This window comes from Variovorax sp. P4_B10, from assembly GCF_056402375.1.
The window spans coordinates 1-12,955 of the sequence record NZ_JBFUHN010000127.1 but is presented as its reverse complement, the minus strand read 5'-3'; the positions used below and the strand labels follow the sequence as shown (position 1 = coordinate 12,955).

The window sequence follows — 12,955 nt, the reverse complement described above, 5'->3', positions numbered from 1 at the left end:
GCCACTGGTGCCTTGTATTTGAAGTCACCAGAGCGAGAGCGCCAACGAACTCGACCGCCGTCACGCAGGTGAAATGTGAGTTGGTGGCGGCGCGACATGAAAGCCCACTTCACACCATAGATGCCRGCAAGCGCAAGCAAACCGTATCGGACAGTGGTGCCAGGCTCAAGACGATCCCAGTAGACCCCCAGATAATAGAAAATGCCAACCAAAAGGACGAGCACAAGTACGCCCGCCACTATTCGCATCGGTGCCAACCCACAGTCGTACTCCGCTCGAGAAATGCTTGTGGCAGGAACGACTTCGAGCCTGTAGGGGCTCTTGATCGAGAGCTGTCTGCGCACAACTCTCAAACCGTCCGATCCAATACTTGCCACTTGCCCGATGTGATATGCGTAGTCTTCCGGTAAGGCGAAGATGGCAAAGGTCTGCTCTTCTTTATGGTAGTTATCTTCAATCATTTTGATGGGTTGGAATGTCCTGCTGCTGCACCCGTCCAGATGTGGCCCATCGGCATCGCGCATTGCACAGCGTTCACGAACGTCCGGTTCTGGCCGAAGTATGAACTGCGCTTGAACTACTGCGCTAGCTTGGAGTCGGCTACGTGATACGTGCCGTTGCACGCTCCACAGAAACAGCTTAGTCGAACCAAGCGTTCAGAAGTCTTGGCCCTTAGCTCAATGGGCTGCTGACACAATGGGCATGTCGACAAAGGCTTGCGGCCCGTTCTCTTGTACGCGTCCAGGACTGAACCCACGACCGAGGCAGCGTCCAGCTGCCGCTTGACAGAAACGGCGGGGTCCTCCGGCGCAACCCGCCTGATGAAGTAGCTCACGAGCACCAAGAAAAGCACGATGCAGATTCCGAGGACTGAGATGCCCGACAAAAACATCTGCTCTCTCATGCTAGATCTTTCACTGATGCATTTGGTTCGAAAGGATCGCCAACTGTAGCCAAGGAGAAGACGTCTGCATGGCACTCCCTAAGAAAATTGGATGCCCGTGATGAATTTCCGCTCTTGGCCGCATTCTGCCTTCCGGTGATCGCGTCCCGTTCGGGGTCACCAATCAATGTGGGCGAAGCCGCCCTCATGATGAAAGACGGTGAGGCCGGAAATCTGAGGCCACATGAATACCACGTCTCCATCGAACATGAACTGAGACGAAAGGTCCACCCTTTGACGCAGTTCTTGGGCCGGGCAGCAAAGCAGTTCGCCGCTGATAAAACTCTCGTCGGTGATCACGATGACCTCACCCGGCGGGAGAGGCTTTCCGGCGAATATCAAATCGAACAAGTCGGTCTTTCCATACCGCGCCCCTGTTTCCCCCCAATCTGCGATGGTGAGGAACTTGTATGTGAGGCCTTCGCGCTCCGCGGCTTCAAGAATCGAATCGGGCTGAAGGGTTGCACCGGGAAGTATCCGTTCCAGCAAGGTGCGTGGCAGTGACAAAGAGCTGTTCATCTTCATGTTCAAGACGGATATCGATTGCGAATGCCCGTTTGAAAGCAAATTGGTCGGCGTCGGCGAGCGGCCGGTTCTGGCCGAGGGCGGTTGCTGGCATTTCAGCCACCTAGTGTCTAAAAACCTTTCAATCAATCGCCAGCCAAGAACTGTGATGACTCGAAGAATTTTTCGTGATCTTCAAGGTGGCAGTACATGAATCTCTCGAAATCCTGATTGCACAGTTGAATATCGGTGGGGTCGAACTGACTCCTGTAGTCGCTCTCAAACACCTTCTCGTCTGCGTACAGGGCGCCGTGGTAATGATCATCAGCCCATACGACTTCATGCTCCGTTCGACCAGGTGCAAGGTGGAGAAAATAGAAGTGGCAATACTGCTGGTCGGAGATGAACGGGATCAAATATCCATTGCTCACGGGGCATCTGATGGGCGGTTTTTTCACCTCGAAGAACCCGTCGTTCATGCTTCGGAATCTCGTCCAAAGCTGCGGCGATTCCATGAGCAACAAGAAGCTCGAGGGAAGAAGGAGCTTCAAGCCTGTGCAGGATTCTTGGAGTTTGYGCAGGTCGTTTGGAATTACGCTTCCTTGCCTTTGGCCCATGTGCTGATCGTGAGAAGGTTTCCACTTCAACCATGCAAATGGCTGCCCTGGCGGAGGTGTTTTTCTTCCGAGTTGGCTCATGTCGGTCTTGAAACGATCGTGCCCAATCGCCCCAAAGTGCTTGGCCTCCCAAGGGTCCATGCGCCTCTTCTCAATCTCCGATTGAAGGATTTGCCACGCGTCCTCGGTCAGATTCTGCGGCTGCAAGCACAACAATTCCTCGGTCTCCAAACGTTCATAGTGCTGCCTTAGATGGGCGATGTCGGTCACGGCTGCTTCCTTACTGGGCGCTCTAATGGGATGACTGCTTCTGGCCGAACCCGAAAGTCTAGCCTCGGCCAACGACAGTCCGCTTCCGCTGGCGGATTCAACCGGTCGCTGCAACACTCCTTCCGCCTACGCGGTGGTTAGTGTGTTGCAGCGACCGGTTGAATCCGCCCTGCAAAGCGGATGCTCGCATTGTCTGTCGACGATCAGCATGGAGCGCATAGCTGCCTTCGAGGCCTACCCCACAAGCAACCTCAACCGAGCCGAATTCCCTCCATCACGAAGGCTTCAGCCGTCGTACCCGAAAGAACCCGTTCGCCAGGCGGGCCGCGAAACACGCAGTCCGCAGACCAGTCGCTAACTGCCGGTCTCAGGCGCTCCGCGTCGCGCCTTCTCGCTCACCTGAAACAGTTCTCCAGCCTTGCGAGCGAGTTCAGCCGCAAGCCAAAGCAGGTTGTCCAGTTGTCGAGGCCCGTCACCGCTGCACCAGTCGATGTCTTCCCCGTGACAGACCCACAGGAGAGCTTCGAGCTGAGAGAGGGTGTTTTCGAGAAGATCCGCCGGATCTGGGGCGTTGTCTTCGGAAGCTACCGGCGTGCGAGGCCGGGCTATAGTCTTGGTAGCCATTTTTGTGCGTTCCTTCCAAGGTGATTGCACGAACTTGGTTAGACGGCTGGGGTACTCGTAACACCCCGGCCGTCGCCTTTTGGTACCTCGCATCTGCATCGCTGCTTTCGCACCGACAACATGCCGCGAGGCAAGCAGCCTTCAAACATCTCGGTGGCTGGGTGTGTTGCGCCTTTCTTCTTCCCTTGTTGGGGTATCGGGTGACAGGGGCATCCACTTTAGAGAAGAACCCAGCGTAGTAGCCGTTCCATGCGGCACGAAGTCCCGGCGACCGCCAACAAATGCAGCTTCCGCAATGCGCCGCGCGCGGACCTCGTGAGCCCCGTGCCGTGTCAGTCCGCAGCGGCTCTGAACGCTCACGTCGATGGGGTGCCTTGCGCAGCGAAATAAAGGAGGAGGGGGCGCAGCCCCCGGGGGACATTCGCGGAGCAAGGTACCCCGTCGGCGTGAGCGCGCCCCGAACAGCAGCGTCCAACGAGCCCCCAGATGGACGGCCTCTAAGGCACGTAGCGCGAGAGCAGGTGATCGACCAGGCGGCGCTGCGGAAAGGTCAGCGTCTCCTGCCGCGTGCAGATGTACATGCGGCGCGACGCCCAGGCGTCCGACAGGTTCAGGAAACGCAGGCCCATCTCCTTGCGGTAGGTGGCCGCCGCGCCCTCGGGCAGGATGCCCACGCCCATGCCGGCCTCGATCATCCGGCAAACCGCCTCGAAGCTCTTGACCTTGACGCGCAGGCGCAGCACCTTGCGCGCGGCGAGCGCCGCATCTTCGATGGTTCGCGCGATGGCCGAGTCGCTCTCCAGTCCCACGAAATCGAAATCGAGCAGCTCCGCGAACGACACCTCGCGGTTGCGGTATGGGTGCTTGCGGTGGACGATGGCCACCAGCCTGTCCGTGCGGTAGGGGATGAAATTGAGGCTCGAATCGGCCGTCTCGCCGGTGATCACGCCGACGTCGGCATGCCCGTCGCGAATTGCCTGCACGATCCAGACGCTGCGGTGCTCTTCCACATCGACGCGGATCTCCGGATAGCTCCTGCGGAAGCTGGCTACATCGTCAGGGAGGAACTGGCCCATGGCCGATGCATTTGCCTGCAGCCTCACGCGCCCCGTTGCGCCTTGCGCGTAGTCCGAGAGGTCGGCCCGCATCCGGTCGACATCGCGCAGGATGAGCCGGGCATGGACGGCGAGCGATTCGCCCGCGCCGGTCACGGTGACGCCCTTGGAGGTGCGCTGGAAGAGCGGAACGCCGAACTCGCTCTCGAGCATGCGGATGCGCCGGCTCGCGGCCGACAGCACGAGGTGGTGTTCTTCCGCGGCCTTCGACAGGCTGCCGGATTCGAGGGCGCTCAGGAAGAGCGCGAGGGAATCGAGGTCGGGTCGCATGCAGGTCGCTCAGCGCAGGAACACGCGGGCGGGTGAGGCTTCGGGGGGCATCGAATCAGTCTACATGCGCCGGGGCGAATGCAGCCCCTCGATCAAGAGGGCCAGCCCCGCTCGGAACTCGCTTTCCGCATCGCTGGTCGTGGCGGCCGTGGCGATGTCGATCAGCAGCGGGAACCGTTCGCTCGGAAGCGACTGGAAGCGCGCAATCGTGTCCGCCGCGGATTCGCCGGCTTGCAGCGTGAGCGGACCGGCGAGGTCGGCTTGCGCGGCCCCCATGATGAGCGCCGAGACGGCCCGGAAGGCCACGAGCAGCGCCTGCCCCGATCGGCCGCTTCGCGCCAGGGCCTGGAGCATCGCTTCAGCGGCATCGAGCATGGCCGGCGAACGGCTGCGGCGCGTGAGGATGAGCGGAATCGCATGCGGGTGCGCGCGAACCGCATGCCACAGCGCGAATGCAATGGTCTGGAGCGACTGTTCCCAGGCTTCGTCGCCCTTGAGCGACCACCGTGCCTCGGCAATGACGGCCTCCACCACCAGGACGTCGAGCTCCTCTCGCTGCGAGACGTAGTTGTAGAGCGTCATGACCCCGGTGCCGAGGGCGCCGGCAAGGGCGCGCATCGACAGGCCGGAAAGACCGTGCGCGTCGACGATGGCAAGGGCTGCGGCTTGCAGCTGCTGGCGCGTGAGTTTGGCAGGGCGGCCCATCGTTCCCCTTGACTGCGTTTCGAGGGCGACAGTATAGTCGAATGCGTACACTGTACGTTAACGAAGAGGAGTCGCATMATGAAGCTCATGCCCGGAGACACCGTCCCGCCGGTCGCGCTGCACACCATTCACGGTCGGTCGGTCACCGTTCCGGATCCTTCGGTGCGATTCGTTCACCTGCAGTTCCGGCGGTTCGCCGGCTGCCCGGTCTGCAACTTTCACCTGCTGACGCTGGCGCGGCGGCATGCGGAGGTCCAGGCGGCCGGCATTCGTCAGGTGGTGTTCTTCCATTCTTCCGAGGAAGAGATGCGCGAGTACCAGGCCCGGCTTCCGTTCGATTGCGTGGCCGACCGGCGCAAGAAGCACTACCGGCAGTTCGGCGTCGAAACCTCGGTGTTCGCGCTGCTGCACCCGGGCGTGTTCTGGAGCGGGCTTCGCTGGATCCTGGCGTCGCGCCGCTTCTACAGGAAGGCCGAGAACGGAATCACGGGGCTGCCCGCGGACTTCCTCGTCGACGGGGGCGGAAAGGTCGTTGCGTCCAGGTACGGCACCCATGCAGATGACCAGTGGAGCGCGGACGATGTGCTGGGGCTTGCGGCGAGCGCCGGGGCTGGCGCCGAGTGAGCTTCCCGGATGGCGTGACTTCGCGTAGGCCGTTTTCCCAAGTCGGATTTACCGTGTTTTGGCGGACTTAGCATGTTCCGATCTGCCGCGACAGGCAGAGGCTTCTTCGTACTTTGCAAAGGAATCTGTCATGAACACCATGAACCTGAACTTCCGCACGCTTGCGCTCTCTTCCGTCGTTGCGGCGTGCAGCCTCGCCTTTGTCGGGTGCACCACGACGCGGCCGCAGGATCAGGCCAGCAGTGCTTCCTCGCGCACGTCCATCGACGCGCAGGTCGATGCCTCGCTGTCCAAGCTGTACGACTCCGTGAAGGGGTCGCGCGAACTGGTCGGCAAGTCGAGCGGCGTGCTCGTGTTCCCGGCCGTGGTCGGGGCCAGCATGGGCGTCGGTGCCCAATACGGCCGGGGCGCGCTGCGCGTCAACGGCCGCACGCAGTCGTACTACAGCACCACCTCGGGTTCGCTCGGCTTCCAGGCCGGCGCGCAGTCGAAGGCGGTCGTCTACGTGTTCACCACGCAGGCCGCGCTCGACAAGTTCCGCAGCAGCAAGGGCTGGACTGCTGGCGCGGATGCCACGGTGGCCCTCGCGACCATCGGCGCCAATGGCAGCATCGACACCAACACGATCCAGCAGCCGGTGGTGGGCTTCGTGATGACCAATGTGGGTCTTGAAGCCGGCGTGTCGCTGCAAGGCGCGAAGATCACCGAGATCCAGCTGTAAGTAAAAGGCGCGCGGGGCCGCTGCGCCCCGCCGTCAGTTCGCCAACTGCGCCTGCAACTCTGCGACTTGCCGGCGCAGGGCCTCGTTCTCGGCCGTCAGCTCGGCCACGCGCTGTTCCAGCAGTTGAACCGCATCGGGCTTGGCGGCCTGTTCGTCCGACTCGGATTCGGGAGACTCCTCGCGCGGCTTGCGCTTGGCCTCGCGAACGCGCTTGGCGGCTTGCTTGAGTTCGTCCTTGCCTGCGTTCGCCGCCGTGACCTGTTCTTCGGCGGGCAGGCTGGCCACGGCCGCAGCCGTGTTGATCGAGATCACACCCGACTTCACGGCCGCCACCAGTTCGGGCGCCGCCTGCTTCTGGATCTTCTCGATCATCACGACCTGGTTGCTGCTCAGGCGCGCGGCCTTGGCGATCGATTCGCGGCTGTTCATTGGCGCGGGCGGGGGCAGGGCAGGGGCGTTGTCGGAGGCCGATTCGGTGGCGGGCGTGTCGACGTCGAAAGGGGCGTCGTCCGGCGCAGGCGTTTCGGCCAGCGCGCGGGAGCGGCGCTCGTCGACGATGTCCTTCTTTCGGAGCGCCAGCACGCCGCGCAGGTAGTCCGAGATGCTGCGGCGGCCGAGGTGCTGGTCGATCATCCAGAGGTGCACGTCCTCGATCGTCTTGAAGCGCGTGTTCTGCACCGTCTGGAACGGCAGGTCATGCTTCTGGCAGATGCCGTAGCGGTTGTGGCCGTCCACCAGCACGTCGCCCCACAGCACCAGCGCATCGCGGCAGCCCTCGGTGAGGATGCTGCGTTCCAGCGCCTCGTGTTCCTCCGGAGTCAATGGATCGATATAGGCTTTGAGTTCTTCGTTGACGACGATGTTCATGAGGGAGGGATCGGGGAAAGGGGCGGAATTTTAGATGCCCCGAATTCCGCAGCCGCGCTGTCTCGCTTTGGCGTTCTCAAACGTCTACTGGGCATGGAGCATGAAGGGGCTGGGATTTGGGGCTTTTTTGTATTCACAAGTAGTAATAATTCTCATTTGTATTGAACACCTCAGGAGTACCGCCTTCATGTTCATGTGTCTGCACCTTCGCCGACGTTCTTCCGGGCGGTCTGCGCCCCGCCTCGCATGATGGGAGAGCCGATCGACATGGCGTTGCACCTTGCCGAGCCCACGCTCGCGGAGGTCTTCATCGCGAACCGCCCACAGCTCCTGCGCGTGGCGCGGCGAATCGTCCGCACCGCGGACCTCGCCGACGATGTCGTGCAGGACGCCTACCTCAAGATCGCCGACGGCCCGTGCGTGCGCAAGGCCGACCGGCCGATCGGCTATTGCTGCCAGGTCGTGCGCAATGTCGCGCTCGACGCCTGCCGCCGTCACACCGTCGAGGCCAACTACCGCACTTTCGATGTCGATGTCGAAGCGCTGGATGTCGCCGGCCCGCCTTCGCCGGACCGCCTGATGCGCGAGCGCCAGGCGATCCACGCGATCGACAGGGTGCTGGCAGGGCTGCCCCCGCGCACGCGCCTGGTGTTCGAGCTCTACCGGCTCGAGGGTCTCACGCAGCGCGAGATCGCGCTGCGCCTGGGGTGCGCGCTCGGCTTGGTGAATGGCCTGATCGCCGAGGCCGCACAGGCCATCAAGGCATGCGGCCGTCTGCTCGATGACGACTGAGCCCTGAGCGGGCGCAGCTTTGGTGTAAGGTAAAAGCCTTAGCGCCGATGCATTGTGCTGCCGCGCAATGCCACACACTTCACGCATGACACAAGAACAGGACGATCCCCTCTGGAACGCCGCATGGCAGTGGGTGCAGCGCGAGCACGACCGCGAGAGCTTCGATGCGGCCGCACGCGCCGAGATGACGGCCTGGCTTCTTGCCGATCCTGCGCATCGCAAGGCCTACGACAAGGCAGCCCGGCTGTGGTTGCTGGCCGGCCTGGTCCCGCCTTCTTCCACGGAGTGAACAGATCCCGTCCTGAAACGTCTTGTTGATCAGGAGCGAAGAGATGGCCCACCGGGTCGTCGGCTCGCTTTTTCTGTTCAACCGCATAAGGACGTACCCATGTCGACGAGCTGCTTCGATCGCGAAGACGAGACCTTCATTGTTCTGGTCAACCACGAAGACCAGTATTCCATCTGGCCCCACTGGAAGGCCGTTCCGAAGGGCTGGACCGCGGTCGACGGCATCCAGGGCGACAAGAAGACCGCGCTCGCCTATGTCGAACAGACCTGGACCGACATGCGCCCCCGGTCGCTGCGCGAATGGATGGCGCAGCAGGAACAACAGCCGACAACCGAAACCGCGGCCGGCTGACGCGCATGGAGGCGAGCGTCTCGCTGCTGTGCCTGCCGTGCGCGGGTGCCAGCGCCACGATGTACCTGCGCTGGCGCCGGCTGCTGCCGCGCTGGATCCGCATCGTGCCGGTGGAGCTGCCCGGCCGCGGCAGCCGGCTGGCCGAGCCGCTGGTCGAAGACTTCGATGCGCTGGTCGCGCGGATCTGCGCGGAGCAGGCCGAGGCCCTGCGCGGCAACTTCGCGATCTTCGGCCACAGCATGGGCGCGTTGCTGGCCTACGGCATGACGCGCCGGCTGCGCTCGATGGGGCGGGCATTGCCGCTTGCGCTGCTTGCCTCCGGCAGTTCCGCGCCCTCGCAGCGTGATCCCGCGCGCTTCGCGGACAAGACCGACGACGCCTCGCTCATTGCCGACCTGCGCAAGCAGGGCGGAACGCCGGAAGAAGTGTTTGCAAGCGCGGAGTTGATGCGCATCACCCTCGACGTGCTCGGCGCCGACTATCGGGTCTGCGAAGGCTTTCGCTATCCCGGCGAAGCGCCGCTGCCGATGCCGGTGCACGTCTTCGCCGGCCGCGAGGACGACATCGATGCGGCGCGCATCCACGCGTGGTCGGTCGAAGCGGGCGGTGTCCATTCGCTCGACTGGTTCGATGGCGGCCACTTCTTCATCCGTCAGCAAGAAACAGCTTTCCTGGCCGCGCTCGCGCAGCGCCTCGGCCAGGTCATTGCAGGAAATCGCCATGCATCCCACGCCCTGGCCTGACCCGTTGCCCACGGGCATCGAGGTTTACCGCCTCGACTTCGATCTGAGCACCGAGGCCACGGCAGCGCGGCAGGTGCTGACGCCGGCCGAGCGCGCAAAGGCCGACAGGTTTGCAAGGACCGCCGACCGCGTGCGCTTCACCGCGACGCGCGCCGCCCTCCGCAGCCTGCTCGCGCAGCGCGTGGGCTGCGAGCCTGCCGACGTGCCGCTCGCATCGAGCCCGCACGGCAAGCCCTTTCTCGACGTTGCCGGCGACGCGCTGCTGTTCAACCTCTCCCACTCGGGCGCCCATGCGCTCATCGTCCTGGGCGATGCGCGAATCGTGAGCGAGGTGGGCATCGACATCGAAGAGTGCAAGGACAACGTCGATGCCGAAGCCATCTTCTCGCTGGCCTTCACCGAGCGCGAATGCCGCGAGGTGCGCGATGCCGGCGATCGGCTGCAAGCCCTCTACAGCCGCTGGGTCGGCAAGGAAGCGGTGCTGAAGGCCATCGGCGTCGGCGTGGCCGAACACCTGAAATCCATCGGCATCCATCCCGGCGATCCCGGCGCGGACGGGCGCTTCGCCCTCGAATTCGCCGTTCCCGAGTGGACAAATTTTCAAGCCATGGCGCTCGCGGCGCCAGCCGGCTATGCCGCCGCCCTCGCCTGGCGCGCAAAGGAATCGACATGAGTGAAATGCCGCAAAAGGCAAACCCGCCGCCGAAGAATTTCGTGGCGCATTTGCGCACGCTGGCACGCACGCGCCCCGACGACATTTGGCTCACCGTGGCCGGCACGGTGAACGGCGAATACAGCGAAGACCCGATCAGCTACGGCGTCTTCGAGCGCCGCGTGCGCGCACTTGCGGCGCGGCTCCAGCAGCAGTTTGCCAAGGGCGAGCGCGCCCTCATCATGCTCGACAACAACGACCACTACGTGGTGTGCATGCTGGCCTGCTTCTACAGCGGCGTGATCGCGGTGCCGGTGTTCCCGCCCGAGTCCATGCGGCCGCAGCACCTGGCGCGGCTCACCGGCATTGCCGTCGATTCGCAGGCGCGCTGCGTGCTCACCTCCGCCGCGCTGTCGCGCGCGATGAGCGCGGGCCCCGGCCAGTTCGGCGACGCGGAGATCATCGCCGTCGATGCGGTGGATGCATCGCTGGCCGATGCGTGGACACCCTTCGAGCCCGCCGACGACGACATCGCATTTCTGCAATACACCTCGGGGTCGACCTCCGCGCCCAAGGGCGTGATGGTGTCGCACGGCAACCTGGTGGCCAACGAAGAGGCCATGACGCACAGCATGGGCGTCTGGCCCGACGACAAGTTCGTCTGCTGGGCGCCGCTCTATCACGACATGGGCCTGATCGGCGGGATGCTGCTGCCGCTCTACAACGGCATTCCGCTGGTGCTCACCTCGCCGGGCTACTTCCTCGAGCGCCCGGTGCGCTGGCTCGAGCTGATCTCGCGCCATCGCGCCACCCACAGCGGCGGACCCGACTTCGCCTTCCGCCTCTGCCTCGAGCGCGTCAACGATGCGCGGCTCGCGCAGCTCGACCTGTCGAGCTGGCGCGTGGCCTACACGGGCGCGGAGCCGGTGCGCGCAGACACCGAAACCGAATTCATCGCGCGCTTCGGCCCCGCGGGCTTCGACCCGCGCACGGCCTATCCCTGCTACGGCCTGGCCGAGGGGACCCTGTTCGTCACCGGCGGCATGCGCGGCGACGGCATGGTGGTCAACACTTTCTCCGCCGACGACCTGGCTGCCGGCGCCGGCACGTTGGCCGACGAAGGCACGATGCTGGTCGGCTGCGGCGTGGCGGCGCCGGGCCATCGCGTCGAGATCGTCGATGCCGGGTCGCTGACGGCCGCGGCACCCGGGAAGATCGGCGAGATCTGGACCAGCGGCCCGAGCATCTGCCTCGGCTACTGGGGCAAGGCGCGCGAAACCCGCGAAACCTTCGTCGAGCGCGACGGCCAGCGCTGGCTGCGAACCGGCGACCTCGGCTTCATGCACGAAGGCCAGCTCTACGTCACCGGCCGGATCAAGGACCTCATCATCGTTCGCGGCCACAACATCTATCCGCAGGACGTCGAGCGGCTCATCGAGGCCGAGGTCGACGCGGTGCGCAAGAGCCGTGTCGCGGTCTTCGCCGTGCAGGGGGCGGGCGGCGAGGGCATCGGCGTCGCTGCCGAAGTGTCACGCAGCATGCAGAAGCTGGTGCCGCCGCAGGTGCTGGTCGATGCGCTCGGCGCCGCCGTCGGCGAGGTGTTCGGCGAGCCGCTGTCGGTCGTGCTCCTGCTCAACCCCGGCGGCCTGCCGAAGACCACGAGCGGCAAGCTGCAGCGCAGTGCTTGCCGTGCGGGCTGGATCGACGGCAGCGCCGATGCGTATGCGATCTACCAGTACGGCGCTTTCGTGCGGGGCGGCCCGAGCGAAGCGGCGTTCGAGACGCCACTGGACGAAGTCGAGCAGGCCATCGCCGCGATCTGGCGCGAGGTCTGGAAGCAGGGCGACGATCGTCCGCTGGCACGCGACGCCCACTTCTTCAACCGCGGCGGCAGTTCCCTCACGGCGACGCAGGCGGCCGCGCGCATCTCGGCGCATTGGCAGATCGACTTCCCGACGCGGATGCTGTTCGAGCAGCCGCGCCTGCAGGCATGTGCAGCGGCCATCCGGCAACTGCAGGCGCAGGGTTCGCGACTGCAGCGCGCGCCGATCCCCGTGCTGTCGGCGGAGCGCCGGCTGTTGCCGATGCCGCTCTCGCATGCGCAGGAGCGCCAGTGGTTCCTCTGGCAGATCGATCCCCGAAGCGCGGCCTACCATGTGAGCGGCGCGCTTCGCCTCTCCGGGGCGTTGAACACCGATGCCTTGCGCGCTGCGCTCGACGACCTCGTCATGCGCCACGAATCGCTGCGCACGGTGTTCAGCGCAGCCGCCGACGGCAACGCGGAACAGTGGATCAAGCCCGCCGGCACGCTGCCGCTGGCGCTGATCGACTTGCGCGGCGGCCGCGACGAGCAACTGGCGGAAGAAACCCGCCGCCTCAAGGCCGAGCCCTTCGACCTGACGCAGGGCCCGCTGTTGCGCGCCGCGCTGATCCGCACCGCCGACGACACCCATGTGCTCGCCGTGGTGATGCACCACATCATTTCCGACGGCGCTTCGATGCAGTTGCTGATCGACGAGCTGGCCGCGGGCTACGCCGCGCACCTGGGCGGAAAGCCCGGGCGCCTGCCCGCGTCGCGCATCGACTACGCCGACTACGCACTCTGGCAGCGCGAGTGGCTTGCCGCCGGCGAAGGCGAGCGGCAGCTGGCCTGGTGGCGCGCGCAGCTCGGCGACGCGCACGCGGTGCTCGACTTGCGCACCGACCATCCGCGCAAGGCGCAGGCCGGCTACAGCGCCGCGCGCCATGCCTTCGAGCTGCCGGCCGGCCTGCTCGGCAAGCTGCGCGGCGTGGCGGACACCCACGGCGCAACGCTCTTCATCGTGCTGCTCGCGGGCTTCCAGTCGCTGCTGCACCGCTACACGGGGC

The 12,955-nt window shown here is 64.6% G+C and carries 15 protein-coding genes; 8 read left to right on the top strand and 7 right to left on the bottom strand.

Annotated features, from left to right (window positions below; genetic code table 11):
- The 6 genes from AC1DXX_RS31800 to AC1DXX_RS31775 form a co-directional block, all read right to left on the bottom strand.
- Positions 1-461, bottom strand: a 461-nt coding sequence (locus AC1DXX_RS31800; RefSeq protein WP_478138191.1) for a hypothetical protein, incomplete at its 3' end; no start/stop codon positions are given.
- Positions 462-1,060: 599 nt separating this feature from the next.
- Positions 1,061-1,468, bottom strand: a complete 408-nt coding sequence (locus AC1DXX_RS31795; RefSeq protein WP_478138190.1) for a hypothetical protein — start codon at positions 1,466-1,468, stop codon at positions 1,061-1,063.
- Positions 1,469-1,593: 125 nt separating this feature from the next.
- Positions 1,594-2,334 (bottom strand): hypothetical protein, encoded by a 741-nt coding sequence (locus tag AC1DXX_RS31790; RefSeq protein ID WP_478138189.1) that lies wholly within the window; start codon positions 2,332-2,334, stop codon positions 1,594-1,596.
- 354 nt (positions 2,335-2,688) lie between these two features.
- Positions 2,689-2,958: a hypothetical protein gene (locus AC1DXX_RS31785; protein WP_478138188.1), complete on the bottom strand. Its 270-nt coding sequence runs from the start codon at positions 2,956-2,958 to the stop codon at positions 2,689-2,691.
- A gap of 497 nt (positions 2,959-3,455) precedes the next feature.
- The gene (locus AC1DXX_RS31780; protein ID WP_478138187.1) at positions 3,456-4,343 is read right to left on the bottom strand and encodes a LysR family transcriptional regulator; all 888 of its coding nucleotides are present in this window, start codon (positions 4,341-4,343) and stop codon (positions 3,456-3,458) included.
- A gap of 60 nt (positions 4,344-4,403) precedes the next feature.
- The gene (locus AC1DXX_RS31775; protein WP_478138186.1) at positions 4,404-5,048 is read right to left on the bottom strand and encodes a TetR/AcrR family transcriptional regulator; all 645 of its coding nucleotides are present in this window, start codon (positions 5,046-5,048) and stop codon (positions 4,404-4,406) included.
- Positions 5,049-5,126: 78 nt separating this feature from the next.
- Here AC1DXX_RS31775 and AC1DXX_RS31770 point away from each other — a divergent pair, with 78 nt between their 5' ends.
- Both AC1DXX_RS31770 and AC1DXX_RS31765 read left to right on the top strand, forming a co-directional pair.
- Complete coding sequence (locus AC1DXX_RS31770; protein WP_478138185.1) at positions 5,127-5,672, top strand: peroxiredoxin-like family protein; 546 nt, start codon at positions 5,127-5,129, stop codon at positions 5,670-5,672.
- 130 nt (positions 5,673-5,802) lie between these two features.
- On the top strand, positions 5,803-6,393 hold the full coding sequence (locus AC1DXX_RS31765; protein ID WP_478138184.1) for a BPSL1445 family SYLF domain-containing lipoprotein: 591 nt from the start codon (positions 5,803-5,805) through the stop codon (positions 6,391-6,393).
- Between the two features lie 33 nt (positions 6,394-6,426).
- Here the strand turns inward: AC1DXX_RS31765 and AC1DXX_RS31760 are convergent, their stop codons facing one another.
- Positions 6,427-7,260 carry a ParB N-terminal domain-containing protein gene (locus AC1DXX_RS31760; RefSeq protein ID WP_478138183.1) on the bottom strand — a complete coding sequence of 278 codons (834 nt, stop codon included), beginning with the start codon at positions 7,258-7,260 and terminating at the stop codon, positions 6,427-6,429.
- Positions 7,261-7,506: 246 nt separating this feature from the next.
- Between AC1DXX_RS31760 and AC1DXX_RS31755 the strand changes: the two genes are divergently transcribed.
- The 6 genes from AC1DXX_RS31755 to AC1DXX_RS31730 all read left to right on the top strand — a co-directional run.
- The gene (locus AC1DXX_RS31755) at positions 7,507-8,052 is read left to right on the top strand and encodes a sigma-70 family RNA polymerase sigma factor (protein ID WP_478138182.1); all 546 of its coding nucleotides are present in this window, start codon (positions 7,507-7,509) and stop codon (positions 8,050-8,052) included.
- An 85-nt stretch (positions 8,053-8,137) separates the two neighbouring features.
- Positions 8,138-8,341, top strand: a complete 204-nt coding sequence (locus AC1DXX_RS31750) for a DUF4880 domain-containing protein (RefSeq protein WP_478138181.1) — start codon at positions 8,138-8,140, stop codon at positions 8,339-8,341.
- A gap of 99 nt (positions 8,342-8,440) precedes the next feature.
- Positions 8,441-8,692: an MbtH family protein gene (locus AC1DXX_RS31745; RefSeq protein ID WP_478138180.1), complete on the top strand. Its 252-nt coding sequence runs from the start codon at positions 8,441-8,443 to the stop codon at positions 8,690-8,692.
- A gap of 5 nt (positions 8,693-8,697) precedes the next feature.
- A complete protein-coding gene (locus tag AC1DXX_RS31740; protein WP_478138179.1) occupies positions 8,698-9,435 on the top strand; it encodes a thioesterase II family protein in 738 nt (245 codons plus the stop codon).
- The gene (locus AC1DXX_RS31735; RefSeq protein ID WP_478138178.1) at positions 9,413-10,108 is read left to right on the top strand and encodes a 4'-phosphopantetheinyl transferase family protein; all 696 of its coding nucleotides are present in this window, start codon (positions 9,413-9,415) and stop codon (positions 10,106-10,108) included. Before AC1DXX_RS31740 ends, AC1DXX_RS31735 begins: the two co-directional genes overlap by 23 nt.
- The coding region (locus tag AC1DXX_RS31730) for an AMP-binding protein (protein WP_478138177.1) at positions 10,105-12,955 on the top strand (2,851 nt) is incomplete at its 3' end. The genes AC1DXX_RS31735 and AC1DXX_RS31730, both read left to right, overlap by 4 nt.